Here is a 21099-nt window from a genome sequence, read left to right as displayed (position 1 = left end):
CCCTAGAGGGACGCTATGACCCGGTCGGCCAGGATGTAGACGTTCTCCTCGCCGCACGCGAAGGTCAGGGTGTAGGCCCCGGAGATGCCCGAGCCGCCCAGCAGGGTCGGTGTCTGGCCGGCGTGCAGGGCCGACGCCAGGCGTTCCGCCGTCTCGCGGTGGCCCGGCGTCATGCACAGGGTGGTGCCGTCGGCGAAGACGTAGACGTCGAGGGTGCCCAGGGGGCCCGGGCGGACGTCGGCGAGTTCGACCTGGGACGCGGCCAGTTCCTCCAGCGTCGCCACCGTGCGCTCGTGGTCGTTCACGACCGGCGACGAGACCGGCACGAAGTCCGGGTGGGAGGGGTGGCGGCGGCGGGCCGCGGCCAGTTCCGCGGACTCTCCGCCGGGGGCGTGGCCGCCCGCGCACTCGTCGGCATCGGCGCCGTGCTCGGCGACCGGCTCCAGGCCCACGAAATCGGCCTGCCGGGGCAGGAACAGCTCACTGTCGGGCAGACCCAGCAGGGAGGGCGCGTCGGAGGCGTCACGGGCCTCCTGCGCGGCCCAGAAGGCACGCGCCTCGGCGAGCTCGCGCTCACGCTCCTCGGCGAGGGCCTCGGCCACGGCGGCACGTATCTCGTCGACGTCGGTGAAGTGGCGGGCGGCCGGCACCCGGCCCCGCGCCGCGGCGGCGTTCCCCTCGGCGAGCTCGGCGTGCAGGGCGGCGACCTGCCGGCGCAGCACCATGAGGGTGCGCAGGACGGCGACGCCCACGGCGCCCGTGGCGACCGTGGTGACCAGCAAGGCGATCGGCATGGCGCTCACTGACGTACTCCCGGTTCAAAGTCGACCCCCGACTTCCTACATCAGCTTGAAGGGCGGACTAACCCGCTGTCAGTGCGTAACGTCACGAAACGGGCATGCGTTTGGGGCTGGTGTCGGGGGTGAAGTGGCCCTGACCTGCACACCTCCCTCTTCGAAGGGAGATAGGTCACATCCTGAGGGAGATTGGATCACAAATCGGCCCAGAACCCGGGTGGTTCAAGGGTTCTGGGCCGAAGTGTGACGCTGGGTCCCCGCGTGACCACGGGGGGTTGGTCAGCTCAGGCGCTCGATGACCATCGCCATGCCCTGGCCGCCGCCGACGCACATCGTCTCCAGGCCGAACTGCTTGTCGTGGAACTGGAGGGAGTTGATGAGCGTGCCGGTGATGCGGGCGCCGGTCATGCCGAAGGGGTGGCCGACCGCGATGGCGCCGCCGTTGACGTTCAGCTTCTCGGGGTCGATGCCGAGGTCGCGGTAGGAGGGGATCACCTGCGCGGCGAACGCCTCGTTGATCTCGACCAGGTCGATGTCGCCGATGCCGAGACCGGCGCGGCGCAGCGCCTGCTGGGACGCCTCGACCGGGCCGAGGCCCATGATCTCGGGGGAGAGGCCGGAGACGCCGGTGGACACGATGCGGGCGAGCGGGGTCAGGCCGAGCTCGCGGGCCTTGGTGTCGCTCATGATGACGAGGGCGGCGGCGCCGTCGTTCAGCGGGCAGCAGTTGGCGGCGGTGACCATGCCGTCGGGGCGGAAGACCGGCTTGAGGCCCTGGACGCCCTCCAGGGTGACGCCGGCGCGCGGGCCGTCGTCCTTGGAGACGACCGAGCCGTCCGGGAGGGTCACCGGGGTGATCTCGCGCTCCCAGAAGCCGTTCTTGATGGCTTCCTCGGCGAGGTTCTGGGAGCGGACGCCGAACTCGTCCATGTCCTGGCGGGTGACGCCCTTCCAGCGGGCCAGGTTCTCGGCGGTCTGCCCCATCGCGATGTAGGCGTCCGGGACGAGGCCGTCCTCGCGCGGGTCGTGCCAGGTGGTGCCCTCCTGCTGCGCGACGGCCTCGGTGCGGGCCTCGGCCTCGGCGAAGAAGGGGTTGCGCGTGTCGGGGAGGCTGTCGGAGTTGCCCTTCGCGAAGCGCGAGACCATCTCGACACCGGCCGAGATGAACACGTCGCCCTCGCCGGCCTTGATGGCGTGCAGGGCCATGCGGCTCGTCTGGAGCGAGGAGGAGCAGTACCGGGTGACCGTGCAGCCGGGGAGGTGGTCCATCCCCATCTGTACGGCGACGATGCGGCCCAGGTTGTTGCCCTGCTCGCCGCCGGGCAGACCACAGCCGAGCATCAGGTCGTCGATGTCCCTCGGGTCCAGCTCGGGGACCTTGGCCAGGGCGGCCTGGATGATCGTGGCGGTGAGGTCGTCGGCGCGCAGGTCCTTCAGGGAGCCCTTGAAAGCGCGGCCGATGGGGGAGCGGGCGGTCGAGACGATCACGGCTTCGGGCATGACGGCTCCATTGACGTACGGGGTTGTGCAGGGCTGTGTGGGAAGTTACCCGTACGTATGGTCAGGGTCACGCTTCGGGCAGTGTGACCCTGACCGCAATTTACTAAGCGCTTGCTTGGGTCTCCGGTTCGACCGCCGCGACCCGCCGCCTACGGCGCCGCTTGAGCAGTGCCCACGGCCCCTTCGGCCCGGTCGGCATCGCGGCCGCGACCTCCGTGCCCGGCTCCGACACCGCCTCGGCGGCGGCCCGCGCGACCGGCAGGAATCCCTCGTGGCGGGAGGCGTCCGGACGCTCCTCCTCGGCCGGCCACAGGCCCAGCGCGGCGCACACCGTCGGCAGGACGGCCATCGCCGCGGTGGCGTAGCCCTCCGCCGAGGGGTGGTAGTTGTCCGGGCCGAACAGCTCGCGCGGGTTCGCCGCGAACTCGGGACCCAGCAGGTCGCCGAGCGAGACGGTACGGCCGCCCTGCTCGACCGCGCCGATCGTCTGCGCGGCCGCCAGCTGCCGGGAGGCCCGGCGGGCCAGCCAGCGCAGCGGCTGCTGGACGGGCTCGATCGTGCCCAGGTCGGGACAGGTGCCGACCACGACCTCCGCGCCGGCCGTGCGCAGCCGTCGTACCGCCGACGACAGATGGCGCACCGAACGGGTCGGCGGCATCCGGGTGGTCACGTCGTTCGCGCCGATCATGATCACGCAGACGTCCGGGATCCGGGCCGGGTCCGCCAGCGTCAGCGCCACCTGGCGGTCCAGGTCGTCGGAGGTCGCCCCGGGGAGGGCGACGTTTCGGAGGACCACCGGGCGTTCGGCCACCGCCGCGAGCCCCGACGCCAGCAGCGCGCCCGGCGTCTGGCCGCTGCGGCGCACGCCCTGGCCGGCGGCCGTGGAGTCGCCCAGCATCACCAGGCGCAGGGGCGGTTCACCGGCGGTCGTGTAGGAACTGCCGTACCGGCCCTCCGCCTGCGGGACGTGCGGCGCCCTCCCGTTGCCCACCTGGCGCCGGGCCAGGTGCACCTCCGCCAGCACCAGACCCATCGCCGCCGCGCCGACCAGACCGATACCACCGCCGCCGTACGCGGCGCCGGCCGCGATCCGCCGGGCCACCCTCGCCCTCGACATGCTCGTCATGCGTCGCCGCCACCTCCTCGTGTCCGTACATCCACTCCTTGCCCCGTACGGACGGTCGCCCAATCTCAACGGGGAGTGAACGACCGTCACGGATCCCTGGGAGGCCATAGGCTGGCGGAACCAATCACGACCACTTTTTTGCAAGCATCCGGAGACAACGGTGCAATTCCACGACTCGATGATCAGCCTCGTCGGCAACACCCCGCTGGTGAGGCTCAACAGCGTGACCAAGGGCATTCGGGCTACCGTCCTGGCCAAGGTGGAGTACTTCAACCCCGGCGGTTCCGTGAAGGACCGCATCGCCCTGCGCATGATCGAGGCGGCGGAGGAGAGCGGGGCGCTCAAGCCCGGCGGCACGATCGTCGAGCCGACCAGTGGCAACACCGGTGTCGGACTGGCCATCGTGGCCCAGCAGAAGGGGTACAAGTGCATCTTCGTGTGCCCCGACAAGGTGAGCACCGACAAGATCAACGTGCTGCGGGCGTACGGCGCCGAGGTCGTCGTCTGCCCGACCGCCGTGGACCCGGAGCACCCCGACTCCTACTACAACGTCTCCGACCGGCTGGTCCGTGAGACGCCCGGTGCGTGGAAGCCCGACCAGTACTCCAACCCGCACAACCCGCTCTCCCACTACCACTCGACCGGCCCCGAGCTGTGGGAGCAGACCGAGGGGAAGATCACCCACTTCGTGACGGGCGTGGGCACGGGCGGCACCATCTCCGGCACCGGCCGCTACCTGAAGGACGCCAGCGACGGCAAGGTGAAGGTCGTCGGCGCCGACCCCGAGGGCTCCGTCTACTCCGGCGGCTCGGGACGGCCGTACCTCGTCGAGGGTGTCGGTGAGGACTTCTGGCCCACCGCCTACGACCGGACCGTCGCCGACGAGATCGTGGCGGTGTCGGACAAGGACTCCTTCCAGATGACCCGCCGGCTGGCCAAGGAGGAGGGCCTGCTGGTGGGCGGCTCCTGCGGGATGGCCGTCGTCGCCGCGCTGAAGGTCGCCGAGCGGCTCGGGCCGGACGACGTCGTGGTCGTCCTGCTGCCCGACAGCGGGCGCGGCTACCTCAGCAAGATCTTCAACGACGAGTGGATGGCCGACTACGGCTTCCTGGAGGACGAGGGCCCCAGCGCCCGGGTCGCGGACGTCCTCAACGACAAGGTGCACGGTGCCATCCCGTCCCTCGTCCACATGCACCCGGACGAGACCGTCGGCCAGGCCATCGAGGTGCTGCGCGAGTACGGCGTCTCGCAGATGCCGATCGTCAAGCCCGGCGCCGGTCACCCGGACGTGATGGCCGCCGAGGTCGTCGGCTCCGTCGTCGAGCGCGAGTTGCTCGACGCCCTGTTCACCCAGCGTGCCTCGCTCGAGGACCCGCTGGAGAAGCACATGTCCGCCCCGCTGCCCCAGGTCGGCTCCGGTGAACCGGTCGGCGACCTGATGTCCGTACTGGGCGCGGCCGACGCGGCGATCGTCCTCGTCGAGGGCAAGCCGACCGGCGTCATCAGCCGGCAGGACCTGCTGGCCTTCCTGGCCAAGGGCGGGAAGTAGCGCAAACGTCCGGTGAACTGCGGGTGTCCAGGGCGAACTTGCTGTGGGACACGCGAAGCGTGGACTTCGCAGAAGTGGTACGAGGGCGTCACGTCCACGCAGCACCCGCTTAACACGGGTCCGGCACATTAGTGGTTGTCGGCAGGGCGGGAGCGGCTCCCCGCCCAGGCCGGCACCGAAACGGCGTCACGGACCTCCGGAGCGGCTCCCGGACCTCCACAGACGCCTAGGACGCGGAGTCTGGCCCTGACCCGGCCCGCGTCCCTCGCGGGGACCGCCGTCGTCCCGCCCCCCGGCAACGGGGGTGCGGCGGTCCCCGCGCATAGCCTTTTCCAGCGGGTCTGCTCTGCGGGAGTGTTCAGCGGGTCTGCTCAGCGGGCCTGACTGGTCGACCAGCTTCCCAGCAGCGCCAGCCTCTCCTCCGTCTCCGAACCGGGTTCCGGCGTGTAGACCACGATCGTCTGCTCCGGGTCCGCCGGGACCGTGAGCGTCTCGTACGGGAGGGTGAGCAGTCCGGCCACCGGGTGGCGGACGCGCTTCACACCGAACCGGCACTCCCTGACCTCGTGATCCGCCCACAGCCGGCGGAAGTCCTCGCTCTTGAGGGAGAGTTCACCGATCAGCGCGGCCATCCCCAGGTCGTCGGGGTGGTGGCCCGCGTTCAGATGCAGCTGGGCGACGTTCACCGCGGCCACCGCGGCCCAGTCCGGGAACAGGTCGCGGGCGGCGGGGTCGAGGAAGACCTGACGGGCGACGTTGCGCTCACCGGGCGCCATGAGGCTGAAGCCGCTCAGGGCGTCGGCGAGGGCGTTCCAGGCCAGGACGTCCAGGCGGCGGCCGAGCACGAACGCCGGGACGCGCTCCATGCCGTCCAGGATCAGCTGGACGCCGGGGCGGACGCGGGGCGCGGCAGGGCGGTGGCCTTTCGGCCGGGTCGGCCGGGCCACCGTACGCAGGTAGGCGTGCTCCGTCTCGTCCAGGCGCAGGACACGCGCGACCGCGTCCAGGACGGCGTCCGACACGGACGGCCCGCGTCCCTGTTCCAGCCGGATGTAGTAGTCGACGCTCACCCCGGCCAGTTGTGCCACCTCCTCGCGGCGCAGTCCGGGGACCCGGCGCCGTCCGTAGGAGGGCAGCCCCACCTCCTCGGGCTGGATACGGGCCCGGCGTGAGCGCAGGAAGTCTCCGAGTTCGCCGTCCATGGTGCGAGCCTAGGCGAGGGCCGGACCGGGAGCCTGGTACTGGCAGACCCAGGAAAAGCTCATCCCTGGGTGGCCCGGGCGGCGCGGACGAGGGTGAGTGGTGTCGCCGGACGGACCGGCGACCGAACACCCGGGAGTCCTTCATGTCGTACGAGAACCTGGCCGGACGCACCGCCGTCGTCACCGGAGCCGCCAGCGGGATCGGCGAGGCCGTCGCCGTGCTGCTGGCCGGGCAGGGGGCGCGGGTCGCGCTGCTCGCCCGGCGCGCGGAGCGGCTGGAGGCGATCGCGGAGAAGATCCGGGCCGACGGGGGACAGGCGCTGGCCGTGGTCGCGGACGTCACCGACGACGGGTCGGTGGAGGCGGCCGCGGCCCGGATCCACGAGGCGTACGGGCCCGTCGACCTGGTCGTCAACTCCGCCGGCGTCATGCTGCCCAACCCGATCGAGGCGGGCCGCATCGACGAGTGGCAGCGGATGCTCGACACGAACGTCACCGGCGTCCTCAGGGTCGTCCGCGCCTTCACCGGCGACCTGGTGGCGACGGCCGCGGAGGGCCGTACCGCGGACCTGGTGAACATCTCGTCCGTCGGCGCGCACCTCACGTTCCCCCACTACGCGGTGTACTGCGCCACCAAGGCCGCGCTGACCCACCTCTCCCAGTCGCTGCGCACCGAGTTCGGGCCGCGTGACGTCCGGGTCACCAACGTCGAGCCGGGGCTGACGGACACCGAGCTGAAGACCCACATCGACAACGCGGAACTGTCCGGGCAGCTGGACGGGATGTTCGACACGCTGGGCGGGCTGGCGTCCGAGGAGGTCGCCGACGTGGTGGCCTACGCGGCGAGCCGGCCGCGGCGGGTCAACCTGCGGCAGATCATGGTGCTGCCCACCCGGCAGGCCTGAGCCTGTGCCGGCGGGTCAGTCCTCCCAGTCACTGTCCTGGGAGGGCCCGCGCCGCCGGCTGCCGAACAGCCCCGGATTGGTGCGGGCCGCCTGCACGGCGTTCACCCCGACGATGCCGATCCAGGCGACGAGCAGGCCCGGGAGGTGGCCGATGCCGCCGCCGATCGCGGACAGCGGGATCGCCAGCACCAGCGAGACGATGCCGAAGCCGAAGCGCTCGCCCCAGGAGTCGGTCGGCTTCGGCGACCGGGAGCCCCGGGCCACCACCATCTGCCGCTCGGCCATCTGCCGGCGCAACCGGCGCTCCACGGCGCCGTCGATCCGCTGGTCGACCTTCTCCAGGAACGAGTCGACCAGCGCGGACTCGTACTCCTCGCCCAGTTCCCTGCGTGCCTGCAGGGTGGCGTCGAGTTCCTTCTTGAGTTCCGTGTCCCGCGCGTCCATTCCGGTCATGCGATCCACGGTAAGGAGCCGGGACGCGCGCCGCACTGGGGTTATCCCCCCGGTTCGCGCGGGGGTGCTCAGGCCCCCTGCGCCAGCCCGTGCTGCTCGGCGTACGCGTTCGCCACGTCCTCGGGGTCCTTCTTGTCCTTGTCCACCTGACGGTTGAGTTCGGTGAGGTCTGCCGTGGTCAGGACGTTGCCGAGCTCGGCGAGGGCCTTGCGAACCGTGGAGTCGGCCTTGCGGTCGGCGATGAGGGGGACGACGTGCTGGCCGGGGATGAGGTTCTTCGGGTCGGTCAGGACCACCCAGTCGTTGGCCACGATGTCGGTGTCCGTGGTGAACAGGTTCGCCACGTCCACGTCGCCCTTCTTCAGGGCCCCCTTGACCAGCGGGCCGGAGGAGTCGAGCGACGTGAACTCCTTGAACTCCACCCCGTAGACGTCCTTCAGGCCGACCACGCCCACCTGGCGGGTCTTCACCTCGGGCGCGGCGCCGATGACCAGCTCGCCGTTCTCCTTCCTGAGGTCGGCGAGGGAGGTCAGGCCGTACTTCTTCGCGGTCTCCCGCGTGACGACGAAGGCGTCCGAGTCCTCGGCCATGCCGTACGGCAGCACCTGGAGGCCGGCGGGGAGGGCGATGGCGAGGGCGTTCTGCATCTCGCCCTCCTCGGTGGCCTTCGCCTTGGGGGCCAGGTAGTGCAGGAGGGCGCCCTGGTACTCGGGGAGGAGGTCGATGTCGCCGCCCTTGAGGGCGGGGATGAGGATCTCGCGGGTGCCGAGGTTGGGGCGGACCGTGGTCTTCACACCGGCCGCTTCGAGGACGGCCGCGTAGAGATACCCGAGCACCTGGTTCTCGGTGAAGTTGGCGGTGCCGATGGTGACGCCGCCCTTGCTGGAGCCGCCGCCACCGGAGGTGGAGCCCTGGCTGTCGAGGGAGGTGATGCCGCTCGCGCAGGCGGAGAGGGCGGGGACGGAGGCGGCCGCGAAGAGGCCGCCGAGGAGCGTACGACGATTCATGGCGGGGTTCCCTAGGCGGTGCGGTGGCGGAGGAGGAAGCGCTGGAGGCCGGCGAGGCAGAGGTCCAGGGCGACGGCCACAGCGGCTACCAGCACCGCGCCGCCGAGCACCTGGACGAGGTCGCGCTGGGCGAGGCCGTCGAAGACGTAGCGGCCCAGGCCGCCGAAGGAGACGTAGGCGGCGATGGTGGCCGTGGCCACCACCTGGATGAGTGCCAGGCGCAGGCCCGTCATGATCAGGGGGAGGGCGAGCGGGAACTCCACCTGGAGGAGGACCTGGTGGCCGCGCATGCCCTGTCCGCGCGCCGCGTCCTTCACGTCCGGGTCGACGGCGGTCATGCCGGCGTAGGTGTTGGTGACGATCGCGGGGACCGCGAGGGCGACCAGGGCGACGTACACCGGGGTCATGGACAGGCCGCTGGCCAGGAAGACCAGGACGACGAGGCCGACGGTGGGCAGGGCGCGGCCGAAGGACGCGAGGTTGATCGCGAGGAACGCGCCGCGGCCGGTGTGGCCGATCAGCAGGCCCAGCGGCAGGCCGATGACGGTCGCGATGAGGGTCGCCAGGAGCGAGTACTGGAGGTGCTCGGCGAGGCGGTGGGCGATGCCGTCCGGGCCGGACCACTGGGTGCCGCTGGTCAGCCAGCCGCCGAGGTTGGAGAAGAGTTCGTACATCTCAGGCTCGCCGCCTCTTCCACGGGGTGAGGACGTACTGGAGGGCGACCAGCAGCGCGTCCGCGACGACGGCGAGGAGGAGGGTGAGGACCACTCCCACGATCACCGGGGTCGGGTAGTCGCGCTGGAAGCCGTCGGTGAAGAGCTGGCCGAGGCCGCCGTCGCCGATGTAGGTGGCGACGGAGACCAGGGAGATCGACATGACCGTCGCGATCCGGACGCCCGCCATGATCACGGGGAGCGCGAGCGGGAACTCGACGGTGAGGAGCGTGCGCAGGGGGCGCGTGCCCATCGCCTTCGCGGCCTCCTTGGTCTTGGCGGGGACCGAGTCCAGGCCCTCGACGGTGTTCCGGAGCAGGACGACCAGGGTGTAGACCGTCAGGCCGATGACGGTCGTGGTGCGGGTCAGGCCGCTGACCGGCAGCAGGAGCACGAAGATCGCGATCGAGGGGATCGTGAACAGGACGTTCGACGCGCCGAGCAGGAAGCCGCGCAGGGGGCGCGCCCGGTGGGCGAGCACCGCGAGCGGGAGCGAGATCAGCAGGCCGAGGAGGACGGCGGTGAGAGCGGCCTGGAGGTGGGAGATCGTGAGGGTGGTGAGGTCGTCGGTGTGGCCGGATATCCACGACCAGTCGATGGTCATGCGGCCACACCCGTCTGTGTGCGGGCCTGGGTGTGGGCCTGGCCGGCGTGGGTGTGGATGTCGTCGCGGGACGAGACGCCGGTGAGGACGCCGTGTGCGTCGACCCGGGCGATCAGGCCGGTGGGGGAGGCGACGGACTCGTTGAGTGCCGCGAGGAGCGAGTCGTCGTCCTTGAGTGGCCGTACGGGGATCTCGGCGTCCTCCGACGCCCAGAGCAGCGGCTTGTTCGCCGCGTCGAGGACGAGGGCCCAGGTGCCGCCCTCGGGTGCCGGGCCCTGCGGGACGTCGAAGAGGGTCTTCAGCGAGAGCAGCTTCAGGCCGCGTTCGGCGCCGAGGAAGTCGGCGACGAAGTCGTCGGCCGGGCGGGCCAGCAGCTCGGTGGGCGTGGCGCACTGCACCAGGTGCCCGCCGGTGCGGAAGATCGCGATCTGGTCGCCGAGCCGGACCGCCTCGTCGATGTCGTGGGTCACGAAGACGATGGTCTTGCTCAGCTCCTTCTGAAGTCTGACGAGTTCGTCCTGGAGCTGGGTGCGCACCACCGGGTCGACCGCGCCGAACGGCTCGTCCATGAGGAGGACCGGCGGGTCGGCGGCGAGCGCGCGGGCCACGCCGACGCGCTGCTGCTGGCCGCCGGAGAGCTGGTGCGGGTAGCGGCGGCCGGACTCGGCGGTGAGGCCGACGGTTTCGAGGAGTTCGGCCGCGCGGGCCCGTGCCCTGCGGCGGCCGTGGCCGAGCAGGAGCGGCACGGTCGCGATGTTGTCGAGCACCGTGCGGTGCGGGAAGAGGCCCGACTGCTGGATGACGTACCCGATGGAGCGGCGCAGTTCGGCCGCGTCCTGCCGGGTGACGTCCTTGCCGCCGACGCGGATGGTGCCGGAGGTCGGCTCGACCATCCGGTTGATCATCCGCAAGGGTGGTCGTCTTGCCGCAACCGGAGGATCCGACGAGGACGGTCACGCCTCCTTCCGGCATGTCGAGGGTGAGGTCGTGGACTGCTGTCGTGCCGTTGGGGAAGCGCTTGTGGACCGCGTCGAACTGGATCATGAGTTGTCCCTTGCCCGGCTGTATAACGTCATGCAGAATTCTCGGTAGATGAATAGGTTGACAACGCCCCGGTGTTAATCCGAGGTAACGGATGACCGGGAAGCAAGATCAGGTGTCCGTGTCGAGGAGGTTTTGGGCTTGATGTCGTCTCGGATCGTGGACACGCCGTGGACTGCCGGCTCGGGGCTGGTCGTCCTCGACGGGGTCGCCCTCGGCGTCGCGGACGTCGTACGCCTCGCCGACGGGGCCGCGCGGCCCGTTCCGGGCAGCGAGGCGACGCGCCGGGTCGAGGAGTCCTGGGACGCCGCCCGCCGGATCGCCGCCACCGGACGCGTCTACGGCCGCTCCACCGGCGTCGGCGCCAACCGGAACGAGGACGTGCCCACCGACGCGGCCGCCGAGCACGGTCTGCGACTGCTGCGCAGCCACGCCGGAGCCATCGGCGAGGAACTCCCGGCCCGTCAGGTCCGCGCGATGCTCGCCGTCCGCGCCAACCAGCTGCTGGCCGGCGGCGCGGGCCTGAGGCCCACCGTCGTCACGGCCCTGTGCGAGGCGCTGGAGAGCGGGGCGTACCCGGTCGTGAACGAGTTCGGCTCCGTCGGCACCGGCGACATCGCCGCCCTCGCCCAGGCCGCCCTCGCCCTGGCCGGCGAACACCCCTGGCGGGGCACGGGCGCGCCCGAGGCCCAGCCGCTCGACAACAACGACGCCCTGGCCTTCATCAGCAGCAACGCCCTCACCCTCGGCCAGTCCGCCCTCGCCCTGCACGAACTGCGCGGCCTGCTGGAGGCCACCCAGGTCGTCGGCGCCCTCTCCCTGCTCGCCGTGGACGGCTCGCACGAGGCGTACGCCGCCCCCGTGCACGCCGCCCGCCCGCACCGCGGCTCCAGCGAGGTCGCCCGCCGGATGCGGGAGCTGATCGGCGCCGCGGACCGGCCGACCCCGCCGCTCGGCCGGATCCAGGACCCGTACGGCTTCCGCTGCCTGCCCCAGATCCACGGCCCGGCCCACGACGCGGCCGACGCCCTGGAGGACGTCCTCGCGATAGAGATCAACGCGGCCGCCGAGAACCCCCTGATCTGCGCCGAGGACCTGGCCGCCTACCACCACGGCGGCTTCTACCAGGCCCAACTCGCCCTCTCCCTGGACCACTTCAGGCTGGCGATGACGCAGGTGGCGCGGCTGTCCACGTCCCGCCTGTCGTCCCTGAACGAGCCCGGCTTCACGCGGCTGCGGCCCTTCCTCGCCGACCACGAGGCCGCCTCCTCCGGCGTGATGATCCTCGAGTACGCCGCCGGAGCCGCCCTCGGGGACCTGCGGGCCTTCTCCGCGCCCGCCTCCCTGGGCCACGCTGTACTCTCCCGGGGCGTCGAGGAACAGGCCAGCTTCGCCTCGCTCGCCGCACGTCAGACACTGCGCGCGTGCGGCGCGTACCGTCTCGTCGTCGGCTGCGAACTCGTCGCCGCCGTACGGGCGCTGCGCCAGCGCGACCTCAGGCCCGACCCGGACCTTCCGGTGGGCCGCGCGCAGGAACTCGCCGAGTCGGTGCTCGACGAGGACCCGGCCGACCGGCCGCTCACGCACGACGTGACGAGGGCGGCCGCACTGCTCGACCGGTTCACGGACATCTGGAGGGGGAGCGAGGCATGAGCGCGGACACGGAGGCGGGTGCGGTGGACACGAAGGCGGGTGCGGTGGACACGGAGTCGGGTGCGGGTGTGCCGGACGCGGGTGTGGCCGTGCCGGACAGCCCCGCCGCGCGGCTGCAGGCACTGTTCGAGGGGCACCGGCTGACGCCGACCCAGCGGCGCATCGCGCACAGCATGGTGCGGCGGGCCGCCGACGTGCCGTTCCTGTCCAGCGTGGAGCTGGCCGAGCTGGCCGGGGTCAGCCAGCCCTCCGTCACCCGCTTCGCGGTCGCCCTCGGCTTCGACGGCTACCCCGCCCTGCGCAGGCACCTGCGCGAGGTCGCGCCCACCGAACAGACGGCCGCCTCGGCGTCGTACAACGAGTACCAGCAGGCCGTCGAGGCCGAGATCGAGAACCTGCGGCACCTCGCGGAGGTGCTGGCCGACCCGCGGCCCGTGCAGAAGGCGGGGCGCCTCCTCGCGGCCTCGCGCCCGCTTCCCGTGCTCGGGCTGCGGGCGGCGGCCTCCCAGGCGTACGGCTTCGCGTACTTCGCCGCCAAGGTCCATCCGGACGTACGGCTGCTGAACGAGGGCGGCACGATGATCCACGACCGGATCGACGCCGCCGTACGCGCGGGCGCCTCGACCCTGCTGTGCTTCGCGCTGCCCCGGCATCCGCGCGAGGTCGTGGACACCCTGGCGTACGCGAAGGAGGCGGGTCTGACGGTCGTCAGCGTCGCCGACTCGGCCTTCGCGCCGGTCGCCAAGGTCTCCGACCTGCTGCTGCCGGCCGCCGTCGGCACCGGGCTGGCCTTCGACACGGCCTGCGCGCCGATGCTGCTGGGCCGCGTCCTGCTGGAGGCGATGTGCGACGACCTGCCGGACGCGCAGGCGCGGCTGGAGGAGTTCGACGCGAGGGCGGCGGCGCGCGGGCTGTTCGTGGAGTGACGGTGACCGCGTGACCGCGTGACCCGTCTCCGCCCGACGGCTCGCCGTCCGTCCGGGCCCGGCCTCTCATGGGGACGATTCGCGGATTGAGCGCCTGTTTCGCCGTGTGACTCGGGCGAGATCTTGTGGGTGGTGTGGGCTTCGTGGCGTGCTACACGCTGGAAGGCCGCTCACGCCGTCCCGGCACCCTTGGCCGCCGGTGCCGGAACGGGCCGCTCAGTGGGTCTTCACGCCCAGAGCGGTCAGCCGCTCCCGCTGCTGGGCGGAGAGCTGCGCCCGTCGTCCGGCCGTGATCGCCACCGCCCGCGGCGATACCGACGTCGGTCCCGTCAGAGGGGCTCGCCGGGGCCGTTCCGGGCCACCGAGAGGATGGCCTCCCGCATCTGCTCGGCATACAGCCGCATGTTCTTGTAGGCGATGTCGGTGTCCGGGTAGCGGGCGGCGAAGTACAGCCCCTCGTGGAGCCTGTTGAACCAGGTGCACACCCTGTCCCCGTAGGACACTCTGACCAGGCCGTACGCCTTCAGCTCGGTCCAGCGCTCTGATCCGGGGATATGCCGGGTGTCGATGAACGAGACGATCGAGTACAGGTCCGGCGACGTCGGGCGGAAGTCCGAGCCGAGCAGGCGCAGCACCCGGCCGATGGGCATGCGGGCCATCGACCTGTTGGCGTGCACCGCGGTGTGCACCATATCCAGGACGCACCGGAAATCGACTGCCTGTGCCGTGTGGATCTCGATCGGTGCGCCGCCGACGTACCAGCCCACGGAGTCCCGCCATTCGGACTTCGCGCGTGTGTGGAACGGCACGACTGTCCGGAAGGCGGGTTCGCCGCCGATCTTGTGGACGACGAGGCTCGTGGCGGCCAGGAGGCCGGCCGGAACTCCGCCGAAGGGCCGGCAGGCCTCGTCGAACGCGGCGATTTCGTCGGCGTCGACGAGCATGTCGTGCATGAGTTTCTGCGTGGGTAGCGGGCCGCCGGGATCCAGGCCGAGATCGATGGGGAAGTTCGGCAGGTCACCGCCGCACAGGTCGATGAACTCCCGCCAGCGGGCGACGATTTCGTGCGTGTCGTCGATCCGGTCCGCGTCTGCCCGCTCGATTTCGCAGAAGTCCACGTAACTGCCGACCGGTGACGATTGAACGGGACGGCCCTCGACAGCCGCCGCGCAGAGCTCGTGGATCTCGGCGGGGATCTGTTGGATGGAGTACCCGTCGACGTTGCTGTGGTCGAAGGCCATGTACACACTCGTGCCGTCGTCCCGGACGATCGCCGCGTAGATGAAGTTCGGCCAGCTGAGCGCGTTCGCCGCGACGTCGAAGCGGTCTTGGAGGTGCTGCACGAGTCTCTCCACGTCGGAGAACTCGCCGACCACCTCGCGATGAAGTACGACGGCCTCGGCATCGAGCGTGAACCGACGCAGTTCGTCGCCGGCCCAGCGGAAGCCGCTGCGCAGCGTCTCGTGCCGGAGGGTCCAGGTCCGCAGGGCGTCCTGCAGTACGTCGAGATCGATCATGCCCGGGATGTCGAACGTCGTGCCGAGCCAGGTCGGAACGAACAGGCCGTCCTCGCGCACCGACTTGGCCGTCCGGATGTGCGACTCCTGGACATACGCCGGCGGTCGGGAGTCTTCTGGCAGACCGGTCGCTGTCTCGATGGCCTCCTGGTCGAGCGTCCACTCGACGAGGAGGCCCGGCCGGGCCTCGCAATGCTGGATGTCGGTCATTCGCACGGCAGGCATCTCCGTTCACATGGGGTGCAGAGGAGCGGTGACTCGGACCGGACCGTCTCTTCGACGGCGTCAATGCGGTGCGGAGCTGCCGCGACACCAGCGAGCCCAGGCGTTCACCTGCGCGGCCCGGTGAGAAAGAAGAAGAGGCGGGCTGTCACCACCGCCGATGCGCCCCGCGCAGGCCCATGGAAGGCGATGACGGCACCCGCCAGGACGAGGGCGCCCACGTACGAACGGGTGGCTGCCGGGGCCTTGGCCGGTTCTGGAGGTTCGTCGGCGGTGTGGTGGAAGCGGCGCCCGGCTGAAGACCGGGGTATGGCTGTCGTGCGAGCGCCACTCGGTGTCCGGGGGCGGAAAGTCCGGGCAGGCGGCCCGGTGTTGCTGCTCCGGTGCGGTCGGCGCTGTCGTTCCGTCCGGAGCAGCCTTTGCCGGCGCGGCTGTCAGCGCGGCTTTCAGGGGGTGCAGACCGTCGTCGCCTCTCCGTCGGCCTGCAGTGTGGCGCACACGCGCGGCACGCGGGGGATGGTGAGGGTGAGGCGCTCTTCCACATTGGCGCGCACGGTCTGCTGCAGGTCCAGCAGCACGGTCTCCCCGACGGTGATCCTCGCTCCCACTGTCTTGTCCACGTTGCAAACGACCGTGAGGGTGACCGTGCTGGTCAGGTCACCGTCTGTCTTCTGGATGGCGGCTTGGCAGGGCAGCTGCTGCTGGGGAGCGGCCTGCGCGGGCACGGCCGCGAAGAGGGGCGTGGCAGCCAGTACAAGGGTGGCGGCTGAACGGCGTATGAGGTGAGACATGTGGCCTCCTAGGGGCTTGGCAGGCCGGGTCGGGGCGCGGTCTGCCCTCATTGCCACGGCGAAAATTCCTCTTTGTGGCATTCGTGAAGATATGATCACGCCCCTGGGGAGCCTGCAACACGGATGCGCCATAAGGCTCCTGACCGAAGGACCGCCACTTCGAAGCGCTCCACTGTGCTCGGTGGCACCCGGCTCACGCTGTTCCTCAGCCTCACCACCGACGGCATCCACGACCTCCCGGGCAGCGACAGCACGACAGGCCACTACTCCCACGGGGCCGACGGCCCCACGCCCGCCCAGCTGCAACGCCATCCTCAACTCCGGAAGGACAACAGCTTCTCAGGCTCGTCTCACGATTCCTCGCTAATCTGTGCGACCAGAAATCGTGCTGAGACGACGAGGAGGCGGATCGTGTCACGCGGAGTTCGCGAGGGTCGCGGAGGTCAGGGACTGGCTCGGGTGGCCGTCGTGGTACGGGCGGGAGCCGCGCCGATGGGGTGGCTCGGCGTGTTCGCGGCGGGCATCGGCCTACTGGTGCCGGGCATCACGGGCCGGCGGATCGGGGTGATGGCCGGGGCCGTCCTGTTCGTCGTCGCCGCGGCCGTCGTGTCGTACCGCGGCCGCAAGCGGTACGCCGGGCTGGCGAGCTCCGCCGTCCGCGCCGGGAAGCACGACGTGCTCCAGGACCGTGCGGTGAGCGCGCGCAACTGGCGCCGGGGGCACCGCTGGTGGCTGCTGCTCGCCTTCCTCGCCGCGCTGGGCAGCGCGTTCGCCGTGCCCGCCGTGGGCGGCATGCTGCTCGCCGGATGCGGTACGGGGCTGTGGCTGAAGGCCGCCTGGCTGGGGCGGCGCGAGCAGGCCGAGGACGCGCTGCTGTGGGTGCGTGTCGACTGGCTCGCGGCGAACGGCGGCCGTCCGGCCGGGAAGACGGTCACGTCCTATCGCAGTACGGGCATCGCGGCCGGCGACGCGGCCCCGGGTGGAGCGCGCCGCCGCACCGCGGCCCTGGTCTAGTCAGGCCTGGTCAGACCTCCAGGTCCTCTTCGATCCTCTTCAGCTGGTGGCGGGCCATCGCCAGGTTGGCCCGCTTGGCGTCCAGCACCAGGTAGAGGAAGAGACCGTTGCCGCCGCGGCCGCTGATCAGCCGGATCAGGTGGTACTGGTCGGAGAGGGTGATCAGGATGTCCTCGATCTGGGCCTTGAGCCCGAGGTGTTCCATGGTGCGCATCTTCGAGCGGACGACGTCGGTGTTGCCGGCGGCGGCGACGTTGAGGTCGAAGCCCTTGCTGCCCCCCAGCGTCCCCAGCGCCATGCCGCTGGTGTAGTCGACGAGCGCGACGCCGGTGGCGCCCTCGATGGAGGCGAGTGCTTCTTTGAGTGTGGTTTCGGTGTTGGCCATGACTGTTCCTCGGTTCCTTTCAACTTTCGCTTGTGGTGCGTGCGTTGGTGGTCGTCGTGGTCGTGGTCGTGGTGGCCCGTGGTGTGCGCGGGGCTCTGGTCCGGGCGGTGGTCGCGGCCTTCGCGGGTGCCTTGGCGGGAGGCTTGGCGGGAGTGGCCGGGTCGGCCGCGGCGGCCGGAGGCGCCAGGGGTGCCGTCGCGGTGTCGGCGAGCTCGCCGATACGGGCTCCCGACCGCCGGCCCTCCAGGTGCAGGCGGCCGACGTTGACGCGGTCCTGGGCGAGCAGCGTCAGCACGGCACCGTGGCCCGCCGCGTAGGTGGCCACGTAGCCGTAGACCCCGCGCACGAGCAGCTCGCGGAAGTCCCCCTGACCGGTCACGTCGGCCAGCTGCGCGGCGAGGCCCCGGGCGGTCGTGACGAGCGCGGCCACGTCCGCCGGGTCGACGCCGGGGGTGTCCTGGGCCAGGACGAGACCGTCGGCGCCGGTCGCGAGGGCGCCGGTGAGCTGGGGCACGCGGGCTCTGAGCCGGCGCAACTCCTCCAGGATGTCGGCCTCCGCTGCCATCAGGTCGCTCCTCTCGGCGCGGGGCCGCTGCTGCTGCCGTTGCCTTTCAAAGGGCCTCCAGCGCATCCCTGAGCCTCTTCAGCAGCGTGATGTGGGGGTCGGTGACGTCGACGGGGATTCCCGCGAGCGGGTCCGGTGCCGCGGGTGCTTCCGGTGTGCCGGGCGTCTCGGATGCCTCGGGCGCCTCGGACGTGCCCGGTGTCTCGGACGTGCCCGGTGTCTCGGACGTGCCCGGTGTCTCGGCGGGGGCAGGTGGGCGGGGTCTGACCACGCCGGCCGCCGCCAGGCGCCGTAGGTCCACGAGCGTGTGGAACGCCGGGCGGCCCAGCTCCCGCGCGATGTCCTTCGCCGTGCGGACGTCGTCCAGCTCGGCCAGGACCGCCCGCTGGCGGAAGGTGGGCGCCGGGGGCGCGGCGCGGTGCGTCCGGGTCAGCGGGCCCTCGTCGGTCGTCGGGTCGGGCCAGATGCGGTGCAGCATGTCCCGGCGGCGGAGGGTCTCGCGCTCCAGGGCGGCCACGGGCACCGGGCACCCGCAGGCGGGCGCGGGTCCCGCGTCCTCGCCGTCCTCGGTGCTGTAGCGGAAGCGGCCCGGCGTGCTGCTGGGTGCGAGGGCGAAGTACGCGGCGTCGTACAGCGCGGTCAGCCGGCACAGTTCCAGCGCGCCCGGGGTGAGGTGCCCGTCGTCGACCAGGAGGTGGCCGGCGCGGTGCCGGTCACCGGTCTCGGCCAGCGCCTGCCGCCAGGCGCCGGCGTCCAGGGTGCCGCGGGCGGTGAGCAGGACGTCGAGGCCCGGGGCGGACGGGCTGTCGGCGTGCACCACCCGGCCCTCGGCGAGGTGGAGCGTGCCGCGCTCGCGGACCAGGACGCCGGAGGCCCGTTCGGCGGCCAGCCGGGTCAGCATGGGCGAGACGCCGCCCCAGCCCCGGTCCCGGACCGCCGCTCTTTCCCGTACCGGCAGCCGGGGTGGCGGGGTGGTCTGTACGGCGGTCATCCCAGCACCAGCCGTCCGGCCATCTCGCCGAGCCGGATGCGGGCCAGCGCGAGGTTGCCCTCCGAGCGGGCCAGCCACAGGTGCAGACACACGCTGCTGTCGAAGGGCGTCCGAACGAACCGCAGCACGTGATAGCTGTCCCGGTTGCTGATGATCAGGTCCTCGACGGGCGGATCGATGCCGTCGTCGTGTCGTGGCTCGCCGGTCCTGCCGTCCTCTCCGTCCGCACCGGTGTCGGGTGCGAAGGCGTGCTGCTCGGCGGCGAGCCGGGCGAGCTCCGCGGCCTCCACCGCGGCCGTCTCCTGGTCGCCGCCCGGGGATTCCCCGACGACGCCCAGGGCCAGCCCGCTCGTCCAGTCGACCAGTGCGGCGCCCCGGGCACCGGGCAGTCGCATGGCTTCGAGCAGGCACTCGTCGATTCCGGGCACCGTTGTTCCCCTCCCGCCTGGGGTTCGGCTGAGTGACGCCGAAGCTACGCAACGTGTGTGTGCAGGGTGAGGGTTCTGGCATTTTCCGGTGGAACATGCGGCGAGTGACTAAGGTGGGTCAACTGACCCTTTTTTCCCAGGCCAGTTGATCACCAGATCCCCCGGAGCGCGTCAACGGCGTCCAAGTGCGCGGAGTGTGGTCAGTGCGCCCGCGTGCGCCCCTCCCGACTCGGCCACGATCTCCTCGACGGTCTGCGCGTCCCGTACGGTCGCGAAGGCGATGCCCCCGGCCCCGTCCGGCGCGAAGCCGTAAATCCCGGGCCGGGCGAGCGAGTTGTACGCGTAGTGGTGCGCGAAGTAGTACGCCCCCGTGTCCAGCGCCGCCGCGTAGTCGCCCTGTTCGAGGAGCGGCAGCGCGTACCCCTGGGCGAGCAGGTCGCCCGTGAAGCACGCCGGCCCGGCGATGTCCTGCACCACCTCGGGCCCCTCCTTCGGCCGCCCCTTGCCGTCGTACGCGGCGATCCTCAGCGGCCACGCCCCCGGCGCGTACACCGTCCGCGTCGCCACCTGCACGCCCGCGTGCGTCACCGCGACCGGCCGCCCGCCGGCGCTCTTGGCGTACTCGACCCGCGCCACCACCGTCCCGTGCTTGGCCAGCAGCGACCGCCCGAACTCGGTCACCAGCCCGTACCGCCCGTCGAACAGCCCCGGCACCGCCTCCTTCAGCACCCGCGCGTAGTCCGCGTACGTCGGTGTCGTCACGTCCGACGTGAAGTTCACCGGCAGCCCGCCGCCGATGTCGATCGTGTCGATCTGCGGGCGCCCGATCCGCCGGTTGATCTCCTCCGCGAGCGCGTACGTCGCCGCCACGCCCTCGGCCATCAGCGACAGCGGGACGCCCTGCGACCCGGAGTGCGCGTGCAGCCGGGACAGCCAGGGGCGCTCGGCGTACGCCCGCACCACCCACTCGCGCGCCCCCTCGTCCCGCAGTGCCACCCCGAACTTCGAGGTCGCCGTGGCAGTGGAGAGCGCTTCGATGGCCCCGGCCCCGACCTGCGGGTTCACCCGGATCCCGAGGGGGGAGCGACTGACCGCCGACCTCATCAGGGTGTCGATGCGGTCCAGCTCCTGCGGATTGTCGGCGTTGACGGCGATCCCCAGCGCCAGCGCCTCCCTCAGTTCGGCCGGCGTCTTGGCGGGCGAGTCGAGAACCGTCCGGTCCGGCGGCAGTCCCGCCGCCCGCGCCAGGGCCAGCTCGCCCGGGCTCGCCACCTCGACGCCGATGCCCTCCTCGTGCAGTAGCCGCAGCACCGGCACCAGCGGGGTCGCCTTCACCGCGAAGGCGTGCAGTACGGGCGTGCCCGGCGCCGTGACCTCGTCGAACGCCGCCCGCAGGGCCGCGGCCGACTCGCGGATCCCGGTGACGTCGAGCAGGCCGACGATCGGCACGTCCGGCCGGAGCAGCCCCTGCTCCACGGCCGCGCGGACCGCCTCGTCCCGGCGGACGACCCGTTCCCCGTCGGTGTCGCCGCTCGGATCACCGGCGTTGCTGTTGTCCTGGTCCACGACGTCTCCGTCCTGTCGCTGCCCGCGCCCGGGTGCCGGGCCGGCTGCCCATGTGTGTGTCCCTGCGTCTCTCCGTCTGTCCCTGTGACCCTCTGTCCAGCGAAACATCCGTGCCCACCCGTGCCGACGCAAGAACGTATTGAC

General features: G+C 71.6%; 20 protein-coding genes and 1 pseudogene. 5 read left to right on the top strand and 16 right to left on the bottom strand.

What is annotated here, in order from left to right; translation table 11 throughout:
• Positions 1–2: 2 nt before the first annotated feature.
• The 3 genes from ACWBNA_RS11920 to ACWBNA_RS11910 all read right to left on the bottom strand — a co-directional run bounded on the left by ACWBNA_RS11920 (position 3) and on the right by ACWBNA_RS11910 (position 3423).
• Positions 3–803 carry a hypothetical protein gene (locus ACWBNA_RS11920; protein ID WP_482704263.1) on the bottom strand — a complete coding sequence of 267 codons (801 nt, stop codon included), beginning with the start codon at positions 801–803 and terminating at the stop codon, positions 3–5.
• Between the two features lie 273 nt (positions 804–1076).
• A complete protein-coding gene (locus ACWBNA_RS11915; protein WP_482704262.1) occupies positions 1077–2297 on the bottom strand; it encodes an acetyl-CoA C-acetyltransferase in 1221 nt (406 codons plus the stop codon).
• A 103-nt stretch (positions 2298–2400) separates the two neighbouring features.
• Positions 2401–3423, bottom strand: a complete 1023-nt coding sequence (locus ACWBNA_RS11910; protein ID WP_482704261.1) for an SGNH/GDSL hydrolase family protein — start codon at positions 3421–3423, stop codon at positions 2401–2403.
• A gap of 160 nt (positions 3424–3583) precedes the next feature.
• Between ACWBNA_RS11910 and ACWBNA_RS11905 the strand changes: the two genes are divergently transcribed.
• Positions 3584–4972: a cystathionine beta-synthase gene (locus ACWBNA_RS11905; protein WP_482704260.1), complete on the top strand. Its 1389-nt coding sequence runs from the start codon at positions 3584–3586 to the stop codon at positions 4970–4972.
• Positions 4973–5343: 371 nt separating this feature from the next.
• Here the strand turns inward: ACWBNA_RS11905 and ACWBNA_RS11900 are convergent, their stop codons facing one another.
• Entirely contained in the window at positions 5344–6174 is an 831-nt protein-coding gene (locus tag ACWBNA_RS11900) for a helix-turn-helix transcriptional regulator (RefSeq protein WP_482704259.1), read from the bottom strand.
• A gap of 143 nt (positions 6175–6317) precedes the next feature.
• Here ACWBNA_RS11900 and ACWBNA_RS11895 point away from each other — a divergent pair, with 143 nt between their 5' ends.
• Entirely contained in the window at positions 6318–7079 is a 762-nt protein-coding gene (locus ACWBNA_RS11895) for an SDR family oxidoreductase (protein ID WP_482704258.1), read from the top strand.
• A gap of 15 nt (positions 7080–7094) precedes the next feature.
• On the opposite strand, the gene ACWBNA_RS11890 is transcribed toward ACWBNA_RS11895, so the two are convergent.
• The 5 genes and pseudogenes from ACWBNA_RS11890 to ACWBNA_RS11870 all read right to left on the bottom strand — a co-directional run bounded on the left by ACWBNA_RS11890 (position 7095) and on the right by ACWBNA_RS11870 (position 10900).
• Positions 7095–7532: a hypothetical protein gene (locus tag ACWBNA_RS11890; protein WP_482704257.1), complete on the bottom strand. Its 438-nt coding sequence runs from the start codon at positions 7530–7532 to the stop codon at positions 7095–7097.
• A 68-nt stretch (positions 7533–7600) separates the two neighbouring features.
• Entirely contained in the window at positions 7601–8539 is a 939-nt protein-coding gene (locus ACWBNA_RS11885) for an ABC transporter substrate-binding protein (RefSeq protein ID WP_482704256.1), read from the bottom strand.
• An 11-nt stretch (positions 8540–8550) separates the two neighbouring features.
• Positions 8551–9213, bottom strand: coding sequence for an ABC transporter permease (locus ACWBNA_RS11880; protein WP_482704255.1), 663 nt, complete (start codon positions 9211–9213; stop codon positions 8551–8553).
• Between the two features lies 1 nt (position 9214).
• Positions 9215–9856 carry an ABC transporter permease gene (locus tag ACWBNA_RS11875; RefSeq protein ID WP_482704254.1) on the bottom strand — a complete coding sequence of 214 codons (642 nt, stop codon included), beginning with the start codon at positions 9854–9856 and terminating at the stop codon, positions 9215–9217.
• Positions 9853–10900: pseudogene (locus ACWBNA_RS11870) on the bottom strand (ABC transporter ATP-binding protein). The gene ACWBNA_RS11875 and the pseudogene ACWBNA_RS11870 overlap by 4 nt, the downstream one beginning before the upstream one ends.
• A 141-nt stretch (positions 10901–11041) precedes the next feature.
• On the opposite strand from ACWBNA_RS11870, the gene ACWBNA_RS11865 reads away from it, so the two are divergent.
• Positions 11042–12550, top strand: coding sequence for an aromatic amino acid ammonia-lyase (locus tag ACWBNA_RS11865; RefSeq protein WP_482704253.1), 1509 nt, complete (start codon positions 11042–11044; stop codon positions 12548–12550).
• Positions 12547–13476 carry a MurR/RpiR family transcriptional regulator gene (locus ACWBNA_RS11860; protein ID WP_482704252.1) on the top strand — a complete coding sequence of 310 codons (930 nt, stop codon included), beginning with the start codon at positions 12547–12549 and terminating at the stop codon, positions 13474–13476. The genes ACWBNA_RS11865 and ACWBNA_RS11860 overlap by 4 nt, the downstream gene beginning before the upstream one ends.
• A gap of 329 nt (positions 13477–13805) precedes the next feature.
• Here the strand turns inward: ACWBNA_RS11860 and ACWBNA_RS11855 are convergent, their stop codons facing one another.
• Entirely contained in the window at positions 13806–15203 is a 1398-nt protein-coding gene (locus tag ACWBNA_RS11855; RefSeq protein WP_482704390.1) for a condensation domain-containing protein, read from the bottom strand.
• A 458-nt stretch (positions 15204–15661) separates the two neighbouring features.
• Complete coding sequence (locus ACWBNA_RS11850; RefSeq protein WP_482704251.1) at positions 15662–16006, bottom strand: hypothetical protein; 345 nt, start codon at positions 16004–16006, stop codon at positions 15662–15664.
• 459 nt (positions 16007–16465) lie between these two features.
• Between ACWBNA_RS11850 and ACWBNA_RS11845 the strand changes: the two genes are divergently transcribed.
• Positions 16466–17020 carry a hypothetical protein gene (locus ACWBNA_RS11845; RefSeq protein ID WP_482704389.1) on the top strand — a complete coding sequence of 185 codons (555 nt, stop codon included), beginning with the start codon at positions 16466–16468 and terminating at the stop codon, positions 17018–17020.
• A gap of 10 nt (positions 17021–17030) precedes the next feature.
• Here ACWBNA_RS11845 and ACWBNA_RS11840 read toward each other — a convergent pair whose 3' ends face one another.
• The 5 genes from ACWBNA_RS11840 to ACWBNA_RS11820 form a co-directional block, all read right to left on the bottom strand.
• Positions 17031–17405, bottom strand: coding sequence for a roadblock/LC7 domain-containing protein (locus tag ACWBNA_RS11840; protein ID WP_217242361.1), 375 nt, complete (start codon positions 17403–17405; stop codon positions 17031–17033).
• A 19-nt stretch (positions 17406–17424) separates the two neighbouring features.
• Positions 17425–17970 carry a roadblock/LC7 domain-containing protein gene (locus tag ACWBNA_RS11835; RefSeq protein WP_482704250.1) on the bottom strand — a complete coding sequence of 182 codons (546 nt, stop codon included), beginning with the start codon at positions 17968–17970 and terminating at the stop codon, positions 17425–17427.
• 46 nt (positions 17971–18016) lie between these two features.
• Entirely contained in the window at positions 18017–18961 is a 945-nt protein-coding gene (locus tag ACWBNA_RS11830; RefSeq protein WP_482704249.1) for a hypothetical protein, read from the bottom strand.
• Positions 18958–19389, bottom strand: coding sequence for a hypothetical protein (locus tag ACWBNA_RS11825; protein ID WP_482704248.1), 432 nt, complete (start codon positions 19387–19389; stop codon positions 18958–18960). Before ACWBNA_RS11825 ends, ACWBNA_RS11830 begins: the two co-directional genes overlap by 4 nt.
• Positions 19390–19560: 171 nt before the next feature.
• On the bottom strand, positions 19561–21063 hold the full coding sequence (locus tag ACWBNA_RS11820; RefSeq protein ID WP_482704247.1) for a type III PLP-dependent enzyme domain-containing protein: 1503 nt from the start codon (positions 21061–21063) through the stop codon (positions 19561–19563).
• Positions 21064–21099 lie beyond the last annotated feature (36 nt).

Source organism: Streptomyces sp. Q2 (assembly GCF_056820935.1).
Note: the sequence above shows the minus strand (reverse complement) of the source record. Positions and strands in the feature narration are given on the sequence as shown.